Annotated in this window: 21 protein-coding genes and 1 pseudogene; 14 read left to right on the top strand and 8 right to left on the bottom strand. The window is 72.1% G+C overall.

The genetic code is table 11. From position 1 onward, the window contains the following. The first annotated feature begins 4 nt into the window (after window positions 1-4). The 3 genes from G3I77_RS10450 (at window position 5) to G3I77_RS10440 (ending at window position 3,094) form a co-directional block, all read left to right on the top strand. A complete protein-coding gene (locus G3I77_RS10450; RefSeq protein ID WP_248502420.1) occupies window positions 5-958 on the top strand; it encodes an alpha/beta hydrolase family protein in 954 nt (317 codons plus the stop codon). Between the two features lie 122 nt (window positions 959-1,080). Next, window positions 1,081-2,301 (top strand): CdaR family transcriptional regulator, encoded by a 1,221-nt coding sequence (locus G3I77_RS10445; RefSeq protein ID WP_248502418.1) that lies wholly within the window; start codon window positions 1,081-1,083, stop codon window positions 2,299-2,301. 151 nt (window positions 2,302-2,452) lie between these two features. Further along, window positions 2,453-3,094, top strand: a complete 642-nt coding sequence (locus G3I77_RS10440; RefSeq protein WP_248502416.1) for a cutinase family protein — start codon at window positions 2,453-2,455, stop codon at window positions 3,092-3,094. A gap of 67 nt (window positions 3,095-3,161) precedes the next feature. Here G3I77_RS10440 and G3I77_RS10435 read toward each other — a convergent pair whose 3' ends face one another. Next, window positions 3,162-4,883, bottom strand: coding sequence for a hypothetical protein (locus tag G3I77_RS10435; protein WP_248502414.1), 1,722 nt, complete (start codon window positions 4,881-4,883; stop codon window positions 3,162-3,164). A 172-nt stretch (window positions 4,884-5,055) separates the two neighbouring features. Here G3I77_RS10435 and G3I77_RS10430 point away from each other — a divergent pair, with 172 nt between their 5' ends. Continuing rightward, entirely contained in the window at window positions 5,056-5,286 is a 231-nt protein-coding gene (locus tag G3I77_RS10430; RefSeq protein ID WP_031110190.1) for a hypothetical protein, read from the top strand. Between the two features lie 24 nt (window positions 5,287-5,310). Here the strand turns inward: G3I77_RS10430 and G3I77_RS10425 are convergent, their stop codons facing one another. Then, window positions 5,311-6,162 carry an aldo/keto reductase gene (locus tag G3I77_RS10425; RefSeq protein WP_248502412.1) on the bottom strand — a complete coding sequence of 284 codons (852 nt, stop codon included), beginning with the start codon at window positions 6,160-6,162 and terminating at the stop codon, window positions 5,311-5,313. A gap of 174 nt (window positions 6,163-6,336) precedes the next feature. Between G3I77_RS10425 and G3I77_RS10420 the strand changes: the two genes are divergently transcribed. Further along, window positions 6,337-6,747 (top strand): VOC family protein, encoded by a 411-nt coding sequence (locus G3I77_RS10420; protein WP_248502411.1) that lies wholly within the window; start codon window positions 6,337-6,339, stop codon window positions 6,745-6,747. A 305-nt stretch (window positions 6,748-7,052) separates the two neighbouring features. Next, window positions 7,053-8,054 carry a substrate-binding domain-containing protein gene (locus G3I77_RS10415; protein ID WP_248502410.1) on the top strand — a complete coding sequence of 334 codons (1,002 nt, stop codon included), beginning with the start codon at window positions 7,053-7,055 and terminating at the stop codon, window positions 8,052-8,054. A 27-nt stretch (window positions 8,055-8,081) separates the two neighbouring features. Here the strand turns inward: G3I77_RS10415 and G3I77_RS10410 are convergent, their stop codons facing one another. Next, on the bottom strand, window positions 8,082-9,089 hold the full coding sequence (locus G3I77_RS10410) for a LacI family DNA-binding transcriptional regulator (RefSeq protein ID WP_248502409.1): 1,008 nt from the start codon (window positions 9,087-9,089) through the stop codon (window positions 8,082-8,084). Between the two features lie 254 nt (window positions 9,090-9,343). Here G3I77_RS10410 and G3I77_RS10405 point away from each other — a divergent pair, with 254 nt between their 5' ends. The 3 genes from G3I77_RS10405 to G3I77_RS10390 all read left to right on the top strand — a co-directional run bounded on the left by G3I77_RS10405 (window position 9,344) and on the right by G3I77_RS10390 (window position 12,501). Further along, window positions 9,344-10,363 (top strand): Gfo/Idh/MocA family protein, encoded by a 1,020-nt coding sequence (locus tag G3I77_RS10405; RefSeq protein WP_248502408.1) that lies wholly within the window; start codon window positions 9,344-9,346, stop codon window positions 10,361-10,363. After that, window positions 10,360-11,250, top strand: a complete 891-nt coding sequence (locus G3I77_RS10400; RefSeq protein WP_248502406.1) for a sugar phosphate isomerase/epimerase — start codon at window positions 10,360-10,362, stop codon at window positions 11,248-11,250. The genes G3I77_RS10405 and G3I77_RS10400 overlap by 4 nt, the downstream gene beginning before the upstream one ends. A gap of 357 nt (window positions 11,251-11,607) precedes the next feature. Continuing rightward, window positions 11,608-12,501, top strand: a complete 894-nt coding sequence (locus G3I77_RS10390) for a Gfo/Idh/MocA family protein (RefSeq protein ID WP_248502404.1) — start codon at window positions 11,608-11,610, stop codon at window positions 12,499-12,501. Here the strand turns inward: G3I77_RS10390 and G3I77_RS10385 are convergent. Next, the gene (locus G3I77_RS10385; protein ID WP_248502402.1) at window positions 12,498-12,839 is read right to left on the bottom strand and encodes a hypothetical protein; all 342 of its coding nucleotides are present in this window, start codon (window positions 12,837-12,839) and stop codon (window positions 12,498-12,500) included. The two genes, G3I77_RS10390 and G3I77_RS10385, sit on opposite strands and share 4 nt — an antisense overlap. A 71-nt stretch (window positions 12,840-12,910) precedes the next feature. Beyond that, window positions 12,911-13,798, bottom strand: coding sequence for a GNAT family N-acetyltransferase (locus tag G3I77_RS10380; protein WP_248502400.1), 888 nt, complete (start codon window positions 13,796-13,798; stop codon window positions 12,911-12,913). A gap of 345 nt (window positions 13,799-14,143) precedes the next feature. On the opposite strand from G3I77_RS10380, the pseudogene G3I77_RS10375 reads away from it, so the two are divergent. Next, window positions 14,144-14,484 (top strand): annotated as a pseudogene (locus tag G3I77_RS10375) (beta-1,3-glucanase family protein); the annotation flags it as partial. 73 nt (window positions 14,485-14,557) lie between these two features. Beyond that, complete coding sequence (locus G3I77_RS10370; RefSeq protein ID WP_248502398.1) at window positions 14,558-15,667, top strand: PP2C family protein-serine/threonine phosphatase; 1,110 nt, start codon at window positions 14,558-14,560, stop codon at window positions 15,665-15,667. A 69-nt stretch (window positions 15,668-15,736) separates the two neighbouring features. Here G3I77_RS10370 and G3I77_RS10365 read toward each other — a convergent pair whose 3' ends face one another. Further along, window positions 15,737-15,973, bottom strand: a complete 237-nt coding sequence (locus G3I77_RS10365) for a chaplin (RefSeq protein ID WP_248502396.1) — start codon at window positions 15,971-15,973, stop codon at window positions 15,737-15,739. A gap of 219 nt (window positions 15,974-16,192) precedes the next feature. Here G3I77_RS10365 and G3I77_RS10360 point away from each other — a divergent pair, with 219 nt between their 5' ends. Then, entirely contained in the window at window positions 16,193-16,399 is a 207-nt protein-coding gene (locus G3I77_RS10360; RefSeq protein WP_248502394.1) for a hypothetical protein, read from the top strand. A gap of 103 nt (window positions 16,400-16,502) precedes the next feature. Here G3I77_RS10360 and G3I77_RS10355 read toward each other — a convergent pair whose 3' ends face one another. Continuing rightward, window positions 16,503-16,994 carry a DUF5709 domain-containing protein gene (locus tag G3I77_RS10355; RefSeq protein WP_248502650.1) on the bottom strand — a complete coding sequence of 164 codons (492 nt, stop codon included), beginning with the start codon at window positions 16,992-16,994 and terminating at the stop codon, window positions 16,503-16,505. 403 nt (window positions 16,995-17,397) lie between these two features. Between G3I77_RS10355 and G3I77_RS10350 the strand changes: the two genes are divergently transcribed. Both G3I77_RS10350 and G3I77_RS10345 read left to right on the top strand, forming a co-directional pair. Beyond that, window positions 17,398-18,867 carry an APC family permease gene (locus tag G3I77_RS10350; RefSeq protein WP_248502392.1) on the top strand — a complete coding sequence of 490 codons (1,470 nt, stop codon included), beginning with the start codon at window positions 17,398-17,400 and terminating at the stop codon, window positions 18,865-18,867. Window positions 18,868-18,878: 11 nt separating this feature from the next. Continuing rightward, entirely contained in the window at window positions 18,879-19,850 is a 972-nt protein-coding gene (locus tag G3I77_RS10345; RefSeq protein ID WP_248502391.1) for a hypothetical protein, read from the top strand. A gap of 48 nt (window positions 19,851-19,898) precedes the next feature. On the opposite strand, the gene G3I77_RS10340 is transcribed toward G3I77_RS10345, so the two are convergent. Further along, window positions 19,899-21,377, bottom strand: coding sequence for a hypothetical protein (locus G3I77_RS10340; RefSeq protein WP_248502390.1), 1,479 nt, complete (start codon window positions 21,375-21,377; stop codon window positions 19,899-19,901). Between the last annotated feature and the right edge of the window lie 100 nt (window positions 21,378-21,477).

The following is a 21,477-nucleotide window of genomic DNA, read 5'->3' as shown; positions in this document are numbered from 1 at the left end:
CGTCATGCCCCACCTGCCGAACAAGCCCGCTGCCGGAGTGTCCCGGCGCACCGTCGCCAGAGCGACGGCCGCCGCCGGTCTCGCCGCTCTGTTCGGCGCCGCGACCGGCACGGCCCCGGCCCGGGCGGCCACCCGGCTCGGCCCGCGCACGCTGGACGTGTCCGTGCCCTCCGCCGCGCTCGGCCGCAGCGCACCCGTCCGGCTGATCCTGCCGTCGGACTTCGGTGCGCGCCCGGAGCGGAAGTACCCCGTGCTGTACCTGCTGCACGGCGCCCACGACGACTACACGTCCTGGACCCGCGAGACGGACATCGAGGCGTTCACCGCCGGCCGCGATCTGATCGTGGCGATGCCGGACGCGGGCCCCACCGGCATCCCCAGCGTCTGGCGCGGCGGCCCGGACTACGAGACGTTCCAGGTGAAGGAGGTGCCGGCGCTGCTCGCCCGGGACTACCGGGCCTCCGGCGTACGGGCGGTAGCCGGGGTCTCCACCGGCGGCTACGGGGCCATGGCGCACGCGGCCCGTCATCCTGGGGCGTTCGCCGCGGCGGCCTCCTACAGCGGCATCCTCGACACCACGGCCCCCGGTGTTCCCGCCATCATGGACGCGATCGTGGCCCGCGAGAACCTGCCGGCCGCGTCCCTGTGGGGCAATCCGGTGTTCAACCTCCTGACCTGGCGGGACTTCAACCCCCGGGCCCGCGCCACCGGGCTGCGCGGCACCGCCCTGTACGTGTCGCAGGGCAGCGGAGTGGGCGGCGGCGGCGATCCGCTGCCGGGGATTCTGGAGAGCGCCCTGTGGCCCTCGGCCCAGGGCTTCGCCCGCACGCTGGCCCTCATGGGGGTCCCGGCCACCACGCACTTCTACGGGGGCGGCGGGCACGACTGGGCACACTGGAAACCGGAGTTCACAGCCTCGTGGCCTATCCTCGCCCGTGCACTGGGTGTGCCCGAGTGACGGGGGTGCCGTCGGGGCACGGAACGGAGCGGAGGGGTCGTCCGTCCAACACAGGACTTCCCACTCGTCCCACAGGCATCAGCCCGCGGGTGAGCCGCTTCCGGTCGAAAGGAGGGTCCGTGATGGCTGTGCCCACCCCGCACGGCGTGCCGGACCGCCCCACCGCGCCGCAGGTCCCGCCCGAGCTCGCGGAGCTGCTGCGCGCCAATCTGGCCGCCGTCGCCGACGAGGTGGAGGAGGAGGTCCGCCGCCAGGTCCCCGAGTACGCGCGGCCCGCCGACGGCACCTACCGCCAGAACCTGCGGTCCGGGGTGGTGCAGGCGCTGACCCTGTTCGTCGACCACATCGCCGACCCGCGCGACGACGGGGGCGCGATCGCGGCGACGTATTACGAACTCGGGCGGGGTGAGGCCCTGGAGGGACGCAGCCTGGACGCCCTGCAGTCCGCGCTGCGGGTCGGCGGTATGCGAGCCTGGCGGCAGATGGGCCGCACCGCGGAGGAACTCGGGCTGGACTCCACGGTCGTGGCCGCCCTGGGGGAGCTGGCGTTCCGGACGGTGCACGAGGTCGCCCAGGCGGCCGCGTCCGGCTACGCGGAGGCCCAGCTGCGCAGCTCCGACGAGCTGGAGCGGCGCCGCAAGCGGCTGCTCGACCTGCTGCTGGAGGACGGGCCGGTGGCGCTGGAGGCCGTACAGGACTTGGCGCACAGCGCGCGCTGGCCGGTGCCCCGGACGGTCGCCGTCGTGGCGCTCGCGGCGGCGCCGGACCGGCGGGAGGAGGACCGGCCGCTGGCGGCATCGGGTGCGCTGGTGGACATGGGGTCCCGCCCGCCGCGCATGCTGGTGCCCGACCCGGACGGCTCGGGCGGCATCGGCGGCCGGGCGTTCACGCTCGCGCTGCGCGGCCGGCCCGCCGCGATCGGCCCGACGGTCGCGGTCACCGAGGCCGCGCAGTCGCTGCGCCTGGCCACCCGGGCGCTCGGGCTGATGGGCCGTGGGGTGCTCCCCCGCCAGGGCGTGGTGCGCTGCTCGGAGCATCTGTCGACGCTGCTGCTGCACGGCGACGAGCCGCTGCTGGAGCGCCTCCGGGCGCGGGTCCTCGCGCCCCTCGAGACGGCCTCGGCCGGGCAGCGCGACCGGCTCGCCGAGACACTGCTGGCCTGGCTGCTCAGCGGCAGCAACGTGCCGGACGTGGCCGCACGGCTGCACATCCACCCGCAGACGGTCCGCTACCGCCTGCGTCAGCTGGAGAAGCTCTTCGGTGACGCCCTGCACGACCCGGAGACCCGCCTCGACCTCATTCTCGCGTTGCGCGCGGAATCACTGCACACGCGGCAGAACTGACTCCCTGCATTCAGGCGGCGTACTCAATCCGCGACAAAAACCGGCGGGCTTTCCATAATCCCGTCCATAACAGCAGCCGAGAGAAAGCCCATACGTTCGGGGCGTCCTTTTTCGCAGGCGCTTAACGCGCCTCCCACGCGGAGGATCCCCCATGCGTATCCGTATGTGTCTCGCGGCGCTCTCGCTGACCGGCGGGGCCGGACTTGCCACCCTCGCGGCTCCCCCGGCCATGGCCGCGGCCTGCTCGGACGTCGAGGTCGTCGCGGCCCGCGGTACCTTCGAGCCGGGCACGCTCGGCTTCATCGTCGGCGACCCGGTGTTTTCCGCGCTGCAGAAGAAAGCAGCGGGCAAGAACCTCTCCAGCTACAAGGTGAACTACCCCGCCGACCTCTCCCCCACGTCCGCGGCACAGGGCAATCTGGATCTGGTGAACCATGTGAAGAGCCAGGCAGCTGCCTGTCCGAGTCAGAAGTTCGTTCTCGTCGGCTATTCGCAGGGCGCGAACGTGGTCGACAACTCGATCGGCATCAGCAGCGCCGGTGCGGTGGTCGGCAGCCCCATCGTGGCCACGCTGCCCGCGGCGGTCGAGCCGAAGGTCGCCGCGGTGCTGCTGTTCGGCAACCCGATCCGGGCGCTCGGCAAGAGCGTCACCGGCACCTACCAGAGCCGCACGCTCGACCTCTGCGCCCAGGGCGACCCCGTCTGCGAGAACGGCGGGGGCGACGTCGGGGCGCACCTGAGCTACCGGGACGACGCCGAGGAGGCGGCCACGTTCGCCGCGGGCAGGCTCTGAGCCCACGTCACGCGAAGGGGCCCGGGAGGATTTCCTCCCGGGCCCCGGGCGTGCGTACCGGCACGACCTAGCGCGGTGACCGCGCGAAGCCGGCGAGGCTGGTGGAGACGGGCTCCGGCCGGCCGTTGTTCTGCACGGGCGCGGCGGTCAGGACATCGAGGTGCTGGTAGCCGTCGGCGACCACCGGATGCAGTTCGGCCGGGACACGGCCGGCCAGCAGTCCCTCACCGGCGAGCACGGTGAGCACCGGGTTGGCCTTCAGCCCGTCGGGGTGGACGACGAGCTTCTTCACCTGCGGCGAGGTGGCCAGCTCAATGTCCGTGACCAGCTTGGTCGGGAAGTACTGCTCGGTGAAGTCCAGCGGCTGCTCGGCGAGGCTGCGGGCCAGTTGCCGCACATCGGTGACCTCCTCGCCGGCGCCGGTGAACGGGGTGCCGTCGGCCGACCGGTAGCCGGGGTCGTCGGGATCGCCGACGCGGTCGTAGTTGCGCCAGGTGTAGAGCGGGCCCTGCGGCCGGTCCGGGATGGCCTTGTACGCGGTGCCGTACAGCCCGGGTTGACCGTCACCGCCGTTGGCGGCGGGGAAGCTCTTGTCGGCGATCGGTCCGCCGTCGAAGAAGCCCACGCTGGTCTGGAGGAACGCCAGCGGTACGGAGTTGTCGTCCAGCAGCGCCCCGAGCACGGCCCCGTTGGTGAGCCGGAAGTCCTTCACCGAGGGCTTACCCGTGAGGAAGGTGGCGGTGTCCTTGGAGAACAGGAAACGGTTGGTGGCCTCGATGTTGAGGTTGGCGGGCAGGTAGCGGGGCAGGTCGGCCTCGCCGTCCAGGTCGTCGAGGGCGCCGAGACCGGCGATGCCGAGCAGGGTCATGGTCTCGGGGTTGAGCAGCACCGGCGCGGACAGCGTGCGCGGCAGCACCCCGCTGTCCAGACCGGCCTGCACGACGCCGTACCCGAGGCCGATGTCGGGCAGGTTGGTGTCGTCCGGGAGGCTGCCGCTGAGGTCGGCCAGTGACGTGGAGACGGTCGTGTCGAGAGCGAAGTAGCCGGCGCACTGGTTGTACCCGGCGTCCGCCGTGGTGGCGCGGTTGCCGTCGAAGTCGGCTGCGGCGAAGTACCCGGTGATCACACCGCCCAGCGAGTGCCCGCCGCACAGCACCTTCCGCTTGCGTTGCGCCTGGGAGGGCAACTCGGCGGTGAGCAGGTCGTACTGGTCGCGTACGGTCTGCTCAATCCCGAGCTTCGCCATCCAGCCCAGCTGCGCGTTGCCGGCGTAGCCGCCGAAGGTCCGGCCGCCGACCTGCTTGCCGCGGTAGTAGTAGTCGACGGCGGTGTGCTGGTCGCCGGAGGCGATGCCGGTGCGGTCCTCCAGGCAGTTGGAGCGCCGGTCCAGCGCCCAGAACTCGATGTGCAGCCCTTGTTCGGCGGCCCGTGTGACGGTGTTGCGGGCGACGCTGTCGAACGCCCCCGCGCCTTCCAGGATGCCGGGCTGGGCGATGAGGATCCGGTCGGCGTCGGCCGACGCGGCCGGCCCGTCGGCGGAGCGGTAGCGCAGGTACGACAGCCAGTCGCACGCCGCCGGACGAGGCCCGGCGGACTCCGGCAGCGGCACCTTCACCCGCACCGTCGACTCCGACACTCCGGTCACCGGCGATGTCGACTTCACGGGCGTCTCGGTGCGCGCACCCTCGGCACGGGCGCCCGGGGCGGCGGCCGTGAGTGTTCCGGCGGTCAGCAGCACCGCCAGCACGGCACCGCGCCACTTCCCTCTGCTCGTACGATTCATGTCCATGCCACGGACGCTAGGGCCGGGGCACCACCCCTCTCAGGGAGTGCTGATGAGAACTCAGCTTCCGGATCCCGGCTTGTCACCGGCGCACAGCGCGCCCGCCCCCTGGACGGGTCGTACCGCTTCTGGACGCCACCGAGCTGCGAAGCGGCCGTTTCGGGAGCATGGTGGGGCTATGGACGGTCAACCCCCTGTGGTCGTGCAGCCGCCCGCGACGGACGGCGGACGGCTGGTGACCATCCGCGGCGAGCGCATGGGCGTCGCCTACAGCCTCTTCGACGTGCTGGACCTGCTGCACCGCGAGGGCCTGCCCACCGCGGACACGGCCGTCGACGACACCGAGCTGATCGAGTGGCAGGGCGGCGGCCCGTACGACTGGAACAACGGGGCGTCCGACGAGGCGTGAGGCTTCGTACGCCGGCCCCGCTCCTCAGCCCGACGCGGCCTGTGCACCCTCGGCAAGCCGGTCGAGGCGGTCGCGCTGGGCGGGGGTCAGTCTCAAACCGGCCGCGGCGAGGTTCTCCTCCAGATGCCCGACCCGGGCCGTTCCCGGGATCGGCAGGACGACCGGCGCACGGTCGAGAAGCCAGGCCAGCGCGACCTGCGTGGGCGTGGCCCCGAGCTCGGCCGCCACAGCCGCGATCTCGCCCTCGGCTCCCGTCCGCCCCCAGGCCACGGGCCGCCAGGGCAGGAAGGCGATGCCGGCCGCCGTACAGGCGTCGAGCACCGGCTCGTGCTCCCGGTCGAGCAGGTTGTAGCGGTTCTGCACGCTCACGATGTCGACGAGCTCCCGCGCCCGCTCCAGCTCGTCGACGGTGACCTCCGACAGCCCGATCCGGCCGACCAGGCCCTCGGTCTGGAGCTCCCGCAGCGTGCCGAGCTGGTCGGCGAGCGGCGTGTCGGGGTCGATGCGATGCAGCTGGAGCAGTTCGATCCGCTCGGTCCGCAGCCGCCGCAGGGCTTGCCGGACCTGGTCGCGCAGGACCTCCGGCCGTCCGTCGAGCTTCCAGTCGCCGCCGGGGCCGGTGCGCGCGACACCGACCTTGGTGGTGATCAGCAGGCCTTCCGGGTAGGGGTGCAGGGCCTCGGCGAGGAGTTCCTCGTTGGCTCCGCCGCCGTACAGGTACGCCGTGTCGATCAGCGTGACGCCCAGCTCCACGGCCCGCCGGGCCACCGCGAGGGCGTTCTCCCGGACGGGGCCGGGCTCGGTGGGCAGATGCATGGCTCCGAACCCGAGCCGGCGTACGTCCAGATCCCCGCCGATGCGGAACGTCGATGCCATGAGCCGCTGTCTCCCCCTCCGCTCAAGGGGCAACGCTAGCAGCGCAGTCGGCGAGGGCACCGGCTTCGACGGCACCTCGTCCCGCCCAGGGCGCGGCACGCCCGACGAGCCGTTGTCGGTGCCTGGCTATACGCTGCGCGGAAAAGACCCTTTGCCCCCTTCTGGGAGGTTTTCATGGCCTCGCGCCTCAACCCGTACCTCAGATTCAACGGCGACGCCCGGCAGGCGATGGAGTTCTACAAGGACGTCTTCGGCGGCACCCTCAACCTCAACAGCTACGGAGATTTCGGGCAGGCCGACGCCCCGAACGCAGACAAGATCATGCACGGCATGCTGGAGACCCCCAGCGGCTTCACCCTGATGGGCGCCGACGACCCTCCGGGCATGGAGTCCGAGCAGGGCAGCCCCTACTCCGTGAGCCTGAGCGGCGATGACGACGCCGAGCTGCGCGGCTACTGGGAGAAGCTCTCCGAGGACGGTTCGGTGTCGGTGCCGCTGGAGAGGCAGATGTGGGGCGACGTGTTCGGCATGTGCACGGACCGCTTCGGCGTTCCCTGGATGGTCAACATCAGCACGGAGAACTGAGCGGAGCAGGACGGCCCAGGAGCGTCCGCCCGAGGCCGCCCGTACCCACCTTCACCACCGGTGCGTACGGGCGGCCTTCTTTTGTTGGTACGTCCTGACAAAGCTGTTGACATCCCCCGGGGGCGCCCGCATAGTACCTGCCACTAGAGCGCGCTAGTGACGCGCTCCAGTCCCGAGTACGCAGCGGTCCGCACCCAGGACCGCCGCATCTCCCATGACCGCCGCCGCCCCGGGCACCCACCCACCGCCCGCCTCCCCGACCGGGCGCGGCCCCCCTCGTCCCAGCACAGTGAGGTGCACCCGAGATGCGCAGACATCACAGAGCCGCCGCCCTGACCACCGCCGCCGTCGTCACCCTGCTCGCCGCGGGCTGCTCCAGTGGCTCCGGCGGGAAGAAGTCCGAGGACGGAGGCACCGACGCCGCCGCGGGCAAGGCCACCACCCCGCGGATGACCGTCGCCCTGGTCACCCACGCGGCGCCGGGCGACACGTTCTGGGACCTGATCCGCAAGGGCGCCCAGGCCGCCGCCGCGAAGGGCAACATCAAGCTCGTCTACTCCAGCGACCCCGTCGCCGGGAACCAGGCCAACCTCGTGCAGAACGCCGTCGACCAGAAGGTCGACGGCATCGCCCTCACCGCCGCCAAGCCGGACGCGATGAAGGGCGTGGTAGCGAAGGCCGAGGCGGCCGGTATCCCCGTCGTCGGCTTCAACTCCGGCCTGGACAACTGGAAGGAGCTCGGCATGCTCGAGTACTTCGGCCAGGACGAGAACATCGCGGGGCAGGCGTTCGGCGAGCGCCTCAACCAGCTCGGCGCCAAGCACGCCGTCTGCGTCATACAGGAGCAGGGCCAGGTCGCGTTGGAGGCCCGCTGCTCCGGGCTGAAGAAGGGCTTCGAGGGCACGACCGAGAACCTGTACGTCAACGGCACCGACATGCCCTCGGTGAAGTCGACGCTGACCGCCAAACTCCAGAAGGATTCCTCCATCGACCAGGTGGTCACGCTCGGCGCTCCGATCGCCCTGACCGCCGTGCAGTCGGTGAAGGACGCGGGCAGCAAGGCGAAGGTCGCCACGTTCGACCTCAACAAGGACCTCGTCGGAGCCATCCAGGACGGCAGCATCGGGTTCGCCGTCGACCAGCAGCCCTACCTCCAGGGCTACCTGGCCGTGGACGCGCTGTGGCTGTACAAGACCAACGGCAACGTCAGCGGTGGCGGCACCGCTCCCGTGCTCACCGGACCGGCCTTCGTCACGAAGGACAACGTCGACAGTGTCGCGGAGTTCGCCGCGAAGGGCACGCGCTGACGGAACCGGGCGGCGGGGTCATCCGCGTCAGGCCGGCCCCGGCTCCTTCGGGGCCGGCCCGCTCGTGCCCCGCACCACCAGCTGGGGATCCAGCACCGCCTCCCTCGGCTCCAGTTCCCGCTTCTCCAGCCGCTCGACGGCGAAGCGGACGGCGTGCTCGGCCATCAGGAGGGCGTCCTGGCGGACGGTGGTCAGGCCGATCGGCATCAGGTGGGAGAGGTGACTGTCGTCGTAGCCGACGACGGACAGGTCGCGAGGAACCTCCACGCCCGCCCGGGTCAGGGTCATCAACAGACCCATCGCGCAGCGGTCGTTGCCGGCGAGGACGGCCGTCGGCAACGGCCGCCCGCCGTCCCGCTCGGCCAGGAGCAGACGGCCGGACTCGATGCCGGACTCCTCGGTGTGATGACCGGGAATCACCCGTGCCCCGGCCGCCAGCCCGTGGCGGCGCATCGCGGCTCGGTAGGCACGCCGGCGCTCCGCCGAGCCGGGACCGCGTCCGCCGTCGATGTGCACGATCCGGCGGTGCCCCAGCTCCACCAGGTGGTCCATGGCCTGCCGGACGCCCTTGCCCTCGGCCGAGTGCACGGAGTCGACCCGGGCCCGGGGCGCACGGCGGCTGACCGAGACGGCGACCGTACGCTGCCCGAGTTCGTCCAGGAAGGCGGACTCGGCATCCGGGCCGAGCAGGATGACCGCCTCGCAGCGGTGGCTGAGCAGCGCCTCGACCGCCTTGGCCTCGCTGCGGCCGTGCGTCGCCCCGCTGAGAAGCACGTCGTAGCCGAGCCGTTCGGCCTCGGGGTAGATGCCCGTGATGAGGTCCGTGTGGAAGGTCTGCTGCACGGTGAACATGACGCCGAGCGTGCGACTGCGGCCACGGGCCAGCAGCCGGGCCGCGCTGTCGGGCCGGTAGCCGAGCTCGTCGGCCACGCGCAGGACCCGTTCCCGGGTCTCCTGGCCGGCTCCGGCCTGGTTGCGGAAGATGATCGAGACGAGCGCGCGGGAGACGCCCGCCTTCTCCGCGACGTCCGCCATCGTGGGCCGCTGCCTGCCCGATGCATCCACCTGTGAACCCACCCTCCGACGCCGCACACCCTACGGGGTGCCTGGTGCGGAACCCCTGAGGGGAATCCCGCGATCTCCCGCCACCAGCTATTGACATGACATTTGGACTGGGGTCATCGTACTCGCACTAGAGCGCGCTAGTAGCGCGCGACAGCCTGGTGGGTCCCCGAGACCAGGGGCCGCACGGGCGCGGTTCTCCTGATCACCTTTCGAGGAGTTGCACCATGACCGTACGTGTAGGCGTCATCGGCGCCGGAATGATCGGCCAGGACCACATCCGGCGGCTCACCGAGGTCGTCACCGGCGCCGCCGTCACGGCCGTGGCCGATGTGGACACCGAGCGCGCCGCCGAGGTGGCCGCCCGGCTCGGTGCCACCGCGCTGCCCACCGGCGCGGACCTGGTCGCCGCCCCCGACGTGGACGCCGTCCTCGTCACCTCCTGGGGCCCCGCCCACGCCGAACACGTGCTGAACGCGATCGCCGCCGGCAAGCCGGTGTTCTGCGAGAAGCCGCTGGCCACGACCGCCGAGGACGGTCTGCGGATCGTCGAGGCCGAGCGGGCGCACGGCCGCCGGCTGGTGCAGGTCGGCTTCATGCGCCGCTTCGACGCCGGCTACCGCCAGATGAAGGAGGTCCTGGCGACCGGTTCGCTCGGGGCTCCGCTGATCGTGCACTGCGCGCACCGCAACCCGACCGTGCCGGAGTCGTACCACTCGGCCATGGCCGCCCAGGACACGGCCGTGCACGAGATCGACGTGCTGCGCTGGCTGCTCGACGACGAGATCGTCTCTGCCCAGGTGGTCACCCCGCGCGCCACGAGCAAGCGGTTCGCACATCTGAAGGACCCCCAGATCATGATCTTCGAGACGGCATCGGGCGTCCGTATCGACCTGGAGGTCTTCGTCAACTGCCAGTACGGCTACGACATCCAGTGCGAGGTCGTCGGCGAGGACGGCCTGGTCCGGCTGCCCGACCCGGCGGCGGTCGGGATCCGCACCGCGGCCCGGCACCGCACGGGCGTGCCGCAGGACTGGAAGGACCGGTTCGCGGAGGCCTTCGACACCGAGTTCCGCGAGTGGGTCGCGGCCGTGGCGGCCGGCACCGAGCCCACCGGCCCGTCCTCCTGGGACGGGTACGCCGCCACCGTCATCACCGACGCCGCCGTCCGGTCCCTGGAGGCCGGCGGCGCGACCGTCACCACCGACATGAAGCCCCGCCCGGCGTTCTACGGAGGCGCCGCGTGAAGATCGCCCTCGACCCGTACATGCTCCGCTCCCTGCCGATCGACGACATGGTGCGCACGGTCGCCGAACTCGGCTACGAGTACATCGAGTTGTCGCCGCGCGAGGACTTCATGCCGTTCTTCCTGCACCCACGTGCGGACGACGCGCGAGTGCACGAGCTCAAGCAGTCGCTGCGTACGCACGGCGTGCGGTTGTCCTCGGTGCTTCCCCTGTACAGGTGGTCCTCGCCGGACGAGACCGAGCGGCAGGCCGCCGTCCGCCACTGGAAGCGGATGATCGAGATCACCGCAGAGCTCGAATGCCCCTTGATGAACTCGGAGTTCAACGGCCGCCCCGAGCGCGCCGCCGAGAGCGAGGCCGCGTTCTGGCGCTCGCTGGAGGAGCTGCTGCCGGTCTTCGAGCGGGAGGGCATCGCCCTCAACCTGGAGGCGCACCCGGACGACTTCTGCGAGGAGAACACCCCGGCCGTCGATCTCGTCCGCGCGATCAACAAGCCGTGGGTGAACTACCTGTACTGCGCGCCGCACACCTTTCACCTGTCGGGGGCCGATCCGACGGCGGACATCGCGGCGATGATGCGCTACGCCGGGGACAGGCTCCAGCACGTGCACATCGCGGACTCCTTCAACCACAAGGGTTCCAGCGGCCTGCGCTACATCCTCAACCCGCCGGGCACCCCGGCCCGGATCCACCAGCACCTCGACATCGGCCAGGGCGAGGTCGACTGGGACGCCTTCTTCGGCACTCTGCGCGAACTGGGCTTCGACGGGGTGGCGACGGCCTGTGTGTTCGCCTGGGAGGAGCGGGCCCGGGAGTCGTCGGCGTTCATGCTGGACCGCATCCGCAAGGAGCTCGCGGCCCAGGATGCGCCCGTCAGGGACTCGTGAGGACGACGAGTTGCCGCGTCGCGCGGGTCATCGCGACATAGCGGTCGACCGCTCCTTCGATGCCCGTGCCGAAGTCCTCCGGGTCGTCGAGGACGACCAGGTCGAACTCCAGCCCCTTGGACGGCTCCGGGGTCAGCGACCGGACGCGGGGCGAGGCACCCGGCGATCAACGCCGGGGCGGCCTTGTGCGCGAGGCGGTCGGGAAGATCGAACGCGCTCGTGGTCGCAGGGGTCACGTCATGCTCCGTTTCCGCAGGTGCAGGCCCTGGTCCGGACATTTTCCCTGCCTTTCTCGATGCCCGGCGGCCGTTTCCGTGTGGCACGCTCGTCGTCCCGACAGCGTGGAGAGGCGGCGGCATGCGCATAGGACTGCTCGGCACCGGACCCTGGGCGCAGATGGCCCACGCACCCGCGTTGAGCGGGCATGAGGAGCTGGACTTCGCGGGTGTGTGGGGCCGTCGCCCCGAAGCCGCGAAGGAGCTGGCCGAGCGGCACGGCGTCCGCGCCTACGACGACGCCGACGAGCTGTTCGCCGACGTGGACGCCGTCGCCGTGGCCCTGCCGCCCGAGGTGCAGGCCTCACTCGCCGCCCGGGCGGCGCGGGCCGGGTGCCATCTGCTGCTCGACAAGCCGCTCGCGCCGACGGTGGAGCAGGGGCGCGCCGTGGTCGAGGCCGCCGAGGAGGCCGGTGTCGCCTCGGTCGTGTTCTTCACGACGCGCTTCCAGCCCGAGCCGGCGGCGTGGATCGCCGAGCGGGCGGCGGTGCCGGGCTGGTTCACGGGGCGGGCCGAGTGGCTCGGGGCGGTGTTCACCAGCGAGAGTCCCTTCGCGACGCCGTGGCGGCGGGAGAAGGGCGCCCTGTGGGACGTCGGCCCGCACGCCCTGTCCGTGCTGCTGCCGGTCCTCGGCGACGTGCGGCGCGTGACGGCGGCGGCGTACGGGTCCGGTGACACGGCCCATGTCGTCCTCGATCACGCCGGTGGGGCGTCGAGCACCCTCACGCTGAGCCTGACGGCACCGCCCGCCGCGGCCGGTGCCGCCGTGGAGCTGCGGGGGGAGGCCGGGGTCGCGACGCTGCCGGACAGCTCCGACGGAGCGGTGCACGCGCTGAAGCGGGCTGCGGACGCGCTGCTCGACGCCGCCCGGACCGGCCACCCGCATGCCTGCGACGCGGCGTTCGGCCTCCGGGTGACCGAGATTCTCACGGCGGCCCAGGACCTGCTGAACGACAACTCCCAGTCCTCGTCCTAGTCCTCGTCCTGGTCCTCGTCGAAGGGCTCGTCGCTCCAGCGGAACCAGGCCCGGTCCTCCTCGATGTGCAGGAGGAACTCGGGGACGGGGCCGTCCGGGGAGGAGAGGGAGACGTGGCGCCTGATCTCGCCGTAGGCCCGCTCCCACTCCTCCCAGTGGCCCTCGTCGTCCCGTTCGGCCAGGGCGAGTTCGCGGGCGAACAGGTCCCGGACGGCGGCGAATCCCGGTCCTGGGGTGAAGCGGCCCGAGAGCCACGGGAAGTCGCTGTCGTCGATCAGGATCTCCCCCACCGGCTCCGCGGCCCCGCGCACCTGCCAGACCTCGCCCTCGAACCCCACGGCCCCTCCGTCTCCCGCTGCCGGTCACTGTCCCGGACAGCCTGCCACCCCGGCCGGGGACGACCCGGTCGTCACGCCGGGTCGAAGTTGAGCCGCTCCTTCACCACCGGGTATCCGGCCTTGGTGAAGTTCGCCGCCATGGGGAAGTTGCCCTGGTCCGTGGCCGCGGCGACGAACTCCGCCCCCTCTGCGACCAGGAAGTGCGTGCACTCGGCCAGAAGGTCGTAGGCGTAGCCGTGCCCGCGCTGGTCCGGCAGGACGCCGATGAAGCCGATGCAGGGGCCCGACGGATTGTGGGCCGGGATGTGGATGCCGGCCATGTCGCCCTGCGGCGTGTGGGCCACCTGCCACCACTCCCGCGGCGACGGGCACCAGTGGAAGAAGTCGAGTTCCTCCTGGGCCGCCCGGTCGAGTCCGCCCTGCTCGATGGCCTTGAGCGCATGGGCGTCCAGGGTGACGGAGTGGATGCGGCGCAGCGCGTCGAAGAACACGGCGTCGTCCGGTTCGGCGCGGAACTCGAGGCGCCCGGGCCGCTCGGGCAGGCCGCGGTCGGGGGTCCAGCGGTACACGAGGCGGTCGACCAGGAGGTCGTAGCCGGCCTTGCGGGCGGCGGTGAGGCAGGGCTGGGCGGCGGCGCGCAGGGCCGGGTCGTCGCGCCAGCCGACGGGCAGGTTCAGCTCCAGTTCGACCTGCCAGGGGGCGGAGCGCAGGAGTGCGGCGCCTGCTTCCTCCTCGCCTTCGGCCACGTCGAACCAGTTGACGTTGACGGGCTCGGTGGCGTCGGGGCCGCCCCACCAGGCGCCGCGGGCGACGACACGGCCGTCGCGCAGGGCCACCCGTTTCCAGTCCGGGCGGTGCCGGGTCTGCCGGTGGCCCTCACCGGCGCCCAGCGAGTCGGGCAGGGTGTCGAAAAGCTCGGCGTCGCTCGTGTCGAGCGCGCGGATGACCACATCGGTCATGGGGGGGGTCCTCCGGGACGATGCTGCTCAGAGCGCTCCCGGTCGGTCAGTCGAGGCACGCCGGGACAAGGGGGAGGGAGCGCGGGAACGGTGTGAACTGCACGGCTCTGCCCTCCTTCCGCAGGTCTCGGGGCGTGGCGCGCCACACGCTACGCGATCTCCCGCGGGCCGTCCATCGGTTTCCCGGCACGGGTCAAGGGCCCCTGAAGAGGTGGTCAAGCGACGCATGGCGCACCAAGTGGGGGCGGTGCCACGGGATTTCCGCGTGACGGACGGGTTGGCGGGGGCGGGGGCGGGGCCCGTCCGTAGCATCCGTGACGCGGTCAGCCCTGAGAACGCTCTCAGACCGACGCTCTCAGACCGGGCCACCCGGACTACGTCGCGCCCGCCGTCGACGAGGTGTGGAGCACGTGCACCGGCCGGGACCTGAAGGTGACCACCTACGCCGGTGCCGCGCTCCCGGGCGCCGGCTTCAACCGCTCGACGCTGCTGAGCTCCGCCGCCCAGCCGGCGACAGAGCGGCGTCCTTCTACCGGACCGGCGTCACCAACCACTATGCCAAGGCCATGCACGCGGCGGCCCGGGACGGCAAGGCGTACGGCTTCGCCTTCGACGACGTGGCCGACTTCGCCTCGTACCTCCAGGACACGCCCCCCACGGGCATCCGGCTGACGCTGACGCCCTTCCAGCCGGGCGCGCGGCCGCCCGCGGCGATGGGCCCGGCGTGCGGCGGCCGGTCGCGCGTAGCAGCGTGGTGGTGTGAGCAGTGTGCGCGGCCGGCTGGCGCGCAGGGACCCGGACCGGCGGGGCTGGCTGCGCGGCGCACCGCCGCCCGGCTGGGCCCGCGTGCTGCCGTCGGCACTGCTGGTGGGCGTGTGCGCGGCCGAGCTGATCAGCCCGGAGCCGCTCGACATCGGCTTCCTGCTGGGCGCCATCCCGCCGCTGGCCGTGCTGGCCCACGGGCCGGTGGTGACGGCGGTGCTCGGCGGGCTGGTGGTGGTCGTGCTGACCGTGCCCGTCTTCGGCCTCAACCATCCCGGCAGTACCGACCTTCTGACCGTGTGCTTCGTCTCGGTGCTGAGCGTGCTGCTGGCGTACGTCCGCTCCAGGCGGGACGCCCAGCTGGTCACCGAGCGGACCGTCGCCGAGGTCGCGCAGCGGGCCGTCGTGCCGCCGCTGCCGGAGCGGGTCGGGCCGGTGCGGTGCGCGGGCCTGTACCGGGCCGCGCAGCACGGGACGCTGGTCGGCGGTGACTTCTTCGACGTACGGGCGGGTCCCTACGGCGTACGGGCCGTGATGGGCGATGTGCAGGGCCACGGGCTGTCAGCCGTGGCCACGGTCGCGTCGCTGCTGGGGGCGTTCCGGGAGGCGGTGCTGGACCAGCCGGACCCGGAGGCGGTGGCGGCGCGGCTCGACCGGAGGCTGGCGGTGGACTCGGCCGGTGACCCGCACGCCGAGCTGTTCGCGACGGCGGTGCTGCTCGACTTCTCCGCCGACGCCCGGGTCGTGCGGATCGTGGCGTGCGGGCAGGCCGGACCGCTGCTGCTGCGTGACGGCCGGGCCGTCGAGCTGGACGTCGAGCCGTGCACGCCGCTCGGTCTCGGCCTCGCCGACGCCGCCCCGCCCCGGGTCGTCTCGGTGCCGCTGAGGGCCGGTGACCGGCTCTTCCTCGCCTCCGACGGCGTGACCGAGGCCAGGGACTCCGGCGGGGCCTTCTACCCCCTGGCCGAGCGGCTGCCGGGCTTCGCCGCCGAGGACCCCGTCGCGCTGGCCGAGCAGGTGTGGACCGACCTCGTCCGGCACTGCCCGGACGTCCAGGACGACGTCACGATGCTGGTGCTCGCGCCGCGTCCGCGGGACGGGCCCTGACCACAGCGACCGGCGGCGGCCCGCGATGTTTCGCGGGCCGCCGCCGGCGGGGCCGTACGACCGGGTACGTCAGTCCTTGATCTCGCACTCGTTGCCGAACGCGGGGTTGAGCAGCCCGATCACGTTGATCGAGTTGCCGCAGACGTTGGCGTTGACGTCGATGGGGATCTGGATGACGTTGCCGGAGAGAAAGCCGGGGCTGTCGGTGGCGATACCGACGGGGCCGTCGTTCGCGCTCGCCGTACCGGCGAAGGCCAGTACGGCGGCACAGGCCAGGCCGGCCGCGGCAGTCACATGTGTGCGCATGGGTAAAGCTCCCGTCAGGCGCAGGGACACGTGTCTCCACCGTCACCCGGGGTGCGCCGACGCGACATCGGTGAGCGTCCGAACGGGGTGCGCGCGGTCCGGCGGGTCCGGGTTCGCGCTCTCCGGATGCACGCCGCGCTCCCGCGGGGAATGGTGATAGCGGACCCGTTTTTCAGCACCGGGGCCGCACCAGCGATCCGGACCCTAGGAGCAGAGAACATGTCGACGTCAGAGCCCGCCGCATCCCGGCCGCCCGAGGACCGCACCACCCCGGACCGCCTGCTCCACACCAGCACCGGCACCGACGTGTCGCCGGAGGACCTCGTCCTCGCCTCGGGCAAGGACCTCAATCCGCACACCATCGAGTGGGCCAAGCGGAAGCTGGCGGCGGAGGGGCCCGCCGCCCTCGAGAAGCTGCTGCCCTGACCGAACCCCTTCGGCACATACGGGAGGCCACCGGCCCGGCGCGGGTGCGCCGGGGTGCGGTGGCCTCGCGCGTGCCCGGCGTGACCTCATGCCGGCGGGCGGGTCACGCCCTGCCGCCGTCCTCGGGCAGGGCGCTGTCGTCCTCCACCACGTGCACGGCGGCCTCCTCCGCGCCCGCGGCTCCGCCGTCGATACCGACGTCGGACGCGACGGTCTCCTTCGTGGTGTCGGCGTGGGCGCCCTCGTCCGGGGCGACCAGGCGGCCGGCGCGGGCGGTGCCCGCCTCGGGGTCCACCGGTTCGCCGTCGCCGTCCGGGGTGTCCCCCACGCCGTCCCCGCCGGGCTCGGCGGACACCTCGGGCACCTCCTGGGCCAGCCGTTCGTCGAGGGTCTCCCCCTCGTGCTGCTCGGCTGCGGTGGTGCCGCGCTTGGTGACGCCGAGGGGCTTCTCAGGCGGGGAGTAGCCCTCGTCGAGGGTGTCGTCGTACGTCCGTTCGTCGAGGGCGTCCTGCAGGTCCAGCGGCGCGGCGTCCTCCTGCTCCTCGTTGGTCCCGGTGGGCTGGTACACGTCGTCCGCCATCGGTTCGGGGCGCATCGGTTCCGTGCCCATCACTCCTGCCTTCCTGTCGCGCTGCTCGACTCGTTCGTCTCTGCTGTCCGTTCCGCGTTTCCCGTTACGCGGGCTCTAACCTCGGCGGACGTCCCCCGGCCTGGAGGGTGCCGGAGCGTCGGGCGGACCAACAGGAGCCAAAACCCTGGGCGGCCCCGGACATTACCAACCGGTCAATCTTGAAAGATCAAGGAGCCGGACTATCATCACTCGCACACACGGTGTGACCGGCTGCCGACGCGGCGGCAGCACGCTATCCACGACCCCTGTTTCATCGCCCCCGGGCCCGAGGCCACCCACCTCCGTCCGGCGGCGCGCTCCACCCCCCCCAACGCCGCCGGAACGGCCTGCCCGCCTCCGGTCGTGCACAAGTGAAAGCAGCGCATCCATGAGCTACAGCAGGGGCAGAGGGCTGCAGGCCAATGTCCTCAGCACGTTCGACACCGTGGTGATGGCGGTCGCCGGCAGCGCCCCGGCGTATTCGCTGGCCGCGACCACCGCCGTCCTGGTCGGCGCGGTGGGGCTGGCCAGTCCGGCCGCCCTGCTGTACTGCGCGATACCCATGCTCGGCATCGCGCTGGCGTTCAGCTACCTGGGCCGGATCGACGTCAACGCGGGCGCCAGCTACTCGTGGGTCGGGCGCACGCTCCACCCGTTCCTGGGCTTCATCAGCGGCTGGGCGCTGGTGATCTCGGCGACGATCTTCATGGTGGCCGGTTCGCTCCCCGCCGGGTCGATGACGCTCGCGCTCTTCGACGACGAACTCGCCGACAACACCGCGCTGTCCACGGTGGTCGGCGCGGCCTGGTTCCTCATCATGCTGTGCGTGGTGCTCGGCGGCGCCCGGCTCACGGTCCGGGCCCAGCTGATCATGTCCGGTGTCGAGCTGGTCATCCTGGCGCTGTTCGCGGTGCTCGCCTTCTTCCACACGGGCAACGCCCGCGCCTTCGACTGGTCCTGGCTCGGCTTCTCCCAGTTCGACGGCATGGCCGGCTTCGCGTCGGGCGCGCTCATCGCCGCGTTCTACTACTGGGGCTGGGACGTCACCAGCAACCTCAGCGAGGAGACCCGCAACAGCCGCCGTACGACGGGCCTCGCGGGCCTGATCGGGGTGGGCATCGTCTTCCTGCTGTTCGAGGTGTTCACCATCGCGGTGAACGTGATCCTGTCCTCGAAGCAGATCGAGGAGAACGACGCGAACGTGCTGGCGGTGCTCGGCGAGGAGATCTGGCCGGGCTGGGGCGGCAAGCTGCTGATCGTGGCCGTGATGCTCTCCACCATCGCCACGCTGGAGACGACGCTGATCCAGGTCACGCGCTCGCTGTTCGCGATGGGCCGGGACCGTACGATGCCGTCGGCGCTGGGCCGGGTGCACCGCCGGTGGAACACGCCCTGGGTGGCGATCGTGGTGGTCGGCTCGGTGGCGCTGGTGATGTTCATCGCCTCCAACGCCCTGGGCTCGGTGGGCGACATCCTCTCCGACGCCATCTCGGCGATCGGCCTGCAGATCGCGGTCTACTACGGTCTCGCGGGACTCGCGGTGGTCGTCGCGTACCGGAAGATGCTGCTGAAGTCCCCGGCCAACTTCCTCTTCGGCGGCCTGTGGCCGCTGTGCGGCGCCCTGTTCATGTTCTGGGTGTTCGTGGAGTCGCTGGGCGAACTGAGCGGCACCGCGGTCGCGATCGGCATCGGCGGACTCGCGGTCGGGCTGATCCCGATGCTCTGGTACTGGAGGCAGGGCAGCGACTACTACCGGCCCGCGAAACTGGACGCCTCCCGCGCCGTCGAGACGGACTACGTCCCCGACGAACAGGACGCGCGCGCCCTGGTCCACCAGGGTCTCTCCACCGACTTCTGAGGAGAACCCCGATGGCACGAGGCAGTCTCAGACGTGGTTTCACTCCCGACTTCGACCCCGACTGCGGGGACACCGACCTCACCTCCGCTCGCCAGGACGTCGTGATCGGCCGCTGGCAGGGGCTGCGGGACCTGCTGGGCGCCACCGGCCGCGACTGGGCCGCCCGGGGGCACCGGATCCGGCAGCTCGCGCAGGTGTGCGCGGGCAGTTCGACGGTGGAGTCCTGGCTTTCGGCGGACGCCCACAGCGCCGACGCACTGGTGCTGCGGGCGGCGACGGAGACGGTCCGTACCTTCAACGTGGCGATCGCGGCGGGGCGGGGCGTGCCGATCGACCAACGCCGCGTGGACGCCGCGGTGCTGGCCTGCCTGACGGCGGCGGAGGCGTACCCGGAGGATCCGACGCCGTGGGTGTCGCTGATCTCGGTGGCGCGCCTGTACCCGTCGGGGGTGCGCCGGCAGGAACTGGGGCGCTGGTGGGACGAGTTGCACGGGCGCGACCCGTACAGCGTCGAGGGGCACCTGCAGGTGCTGCACTACTACTCGGCGCGCTGGCACGGCACGCACGGCCTGATGTACGACTTCGCCCGGGACGCGGCCGGGGTGGCACCGCCCGGCTGTCCGCTGCCGGTGCTGGCCCAGTACGCCCGGGTCGAGGAGTACCGCTTCGCCCTGGACGCGGCACGGGGCAGGCACTCCGCCGTGGGGCTCTCGCAGCACTGGAACCACGATGGTGCGGCGAGCGACCTGCGGCGGACCTGGCAGCGCTGGGTCATGGGCCGGACGGAGAGCTCGATCGCGCCCGCCGAACTCCGCGACTTCAACTACCTGGCCCACGCGGCCTGTTCCGCCGGCGCCAAGGACATCGCGGGCATCCTGCTGGGCATGCTGGGACCCCGCGCGACCCGGACGCCGTGGTCGTACACGGGCGACGCGGAGAAGCAGATCGTCAAGTGGCGCGAGGAGCTGCGGCCGGAGGCATGAGCAGCCGGCCGCAGCCTCCCTGCCGGGAGGGTGTCGCCGCATGAGGTGTCAGGGGCCCGGTGCGACGCGGACGTCCAGGTCCGAGATCCGGTGGACGGGCCAGGAGCGGGCGTAGCGGGGCGGGGTGCCGCCGGCCGGTGCGAGGTGGGCGACCGGGATACGGTCCGCGGTGCGCAGGATGCCGGCCACGGTGATGTTCTCGTTGTTTCCGGAGGTCGCGCCCGAGGAGCAACCGGTGTAGTAGCCGATGGGGATGGCCTCGTGACCGGTGAGCAGACAGGGCGGGCGGACACCGAACCGGTGCAGGGCGCCGGCGGTGCGGTCCCAGTCGCGTCGGCTCTCGGTGTTGCGGGACACGGCACCGTGCAGAACGGCGAACTGCGCCGCGAGATGCCCGGCCAGGGCGAGCGCGACGAGGGGGGCGGCCACCGGGCGCCATGCTCCGCGCGGGCCTCTGACCAAGTGCCACAGGGCGTCGGCGACCGGGATCGCGAGCAGCGCGTAGGCCGGCTGGAGGAAGCGCGGCGCCGCGTAGCCGATCATGAAGAGGTACGGCAGCGCGGCCGTGGTGGCGCAGGCCAGCGGGATCAAGGTCCGTCCCAGGCGCCCGGCCCCGGCCGCGACGACCAGCCCGAGACCGGCCAGGACGGGCAGGGCGAACCACCAGAGGGTGACCAGTGGGGTGGGCATCGGCCCGGTGCACGGCCGGCACAGTGCCCGTCCGCCCAGGCTGCGCAGCTGGTCGTCGACGGCGATCTGCCAGCCCAGTCCGCCCTGGATCCGGGACGCCTCCGCGAGCCGCGCCCCCAGGCCGCCGTGGCCCACGTACGCCTCGATCACCCACGGCACGGCGCCCGCCGCGAGGCCCGCGGCGAGCACGAGGAGGAGCCGCCAGTGGCGGCGCACCAGGGCGAGAACGAGCAACGGCACGGCCACGTAAACCGCGTCGGTCGGACGCATCCACGCCATGAGCGCGGCACCCGCCGCGAGACCCCACAGAACCGCCGAGGCGGAACGTTTCGCCCGGGCCCTCAGGAAGCAACCGACGCTGATCAGGGCGCCGATCGCGACCCAGTAGTTGGGCATGGCCTGCGGACCGTAGAAGAGGGTCATCCACAGGGATGCGAAGAGGGCCCCGCCGACGACCAGGACGCGGGTCGGGAAGAGGCCCCGCCAGGCGCGCAGGGCGAGGTAGAGGGCGAGGCCGGACAGCAGGGCGAGGTAGACGCGCAGCAGCGGGACGGACGACGACCAGGACGCGACGGGCGCGACCAGCAGTGAGACGCCGCGGGAGCGGGGAGCGCTGAAGAAGGCCGCGGGGTGGTGGGAGGTGACCTGGCTGACGTAGACGATCTCGTCCCAGCCGAGGCCCAGGACGGGCCGGACGAGGGCGAGCTGCGCGAGGGTGAAGACGGCTGCCAGGGCGGCGAGGGGCAGGTCGCCGCGCGGCCCGCGGATGGTACGCGGCCCGGCCGCCTGTTCGCGTTTTCGCCGTCGCGTGAGGATGGCGTTCGCGCCATTGGCCATGTTCCGCCCCTAACCCCGTTGGTCGAGAACACGATCAAGCTAACCCGCGGGGCGGGGGTGTGCAGGGCGGAACTCGGCCAAGTGCCTGACCCGGGAGTGT

It is taken from the genome of Streptomyces sp. D2-8 (assembly GCF_023184515.1).
Classification (GTDB): Bacteria; Actinomycetota; Actinomycetes; order Streptomycetales; family Streptomycetaceae; genus Streptomyces.
The sequence above is the reverse complement of the archived record's forward strand: the minus strand, read 5'-3'. Positions and strand labels throughout refer to the sequence as shown.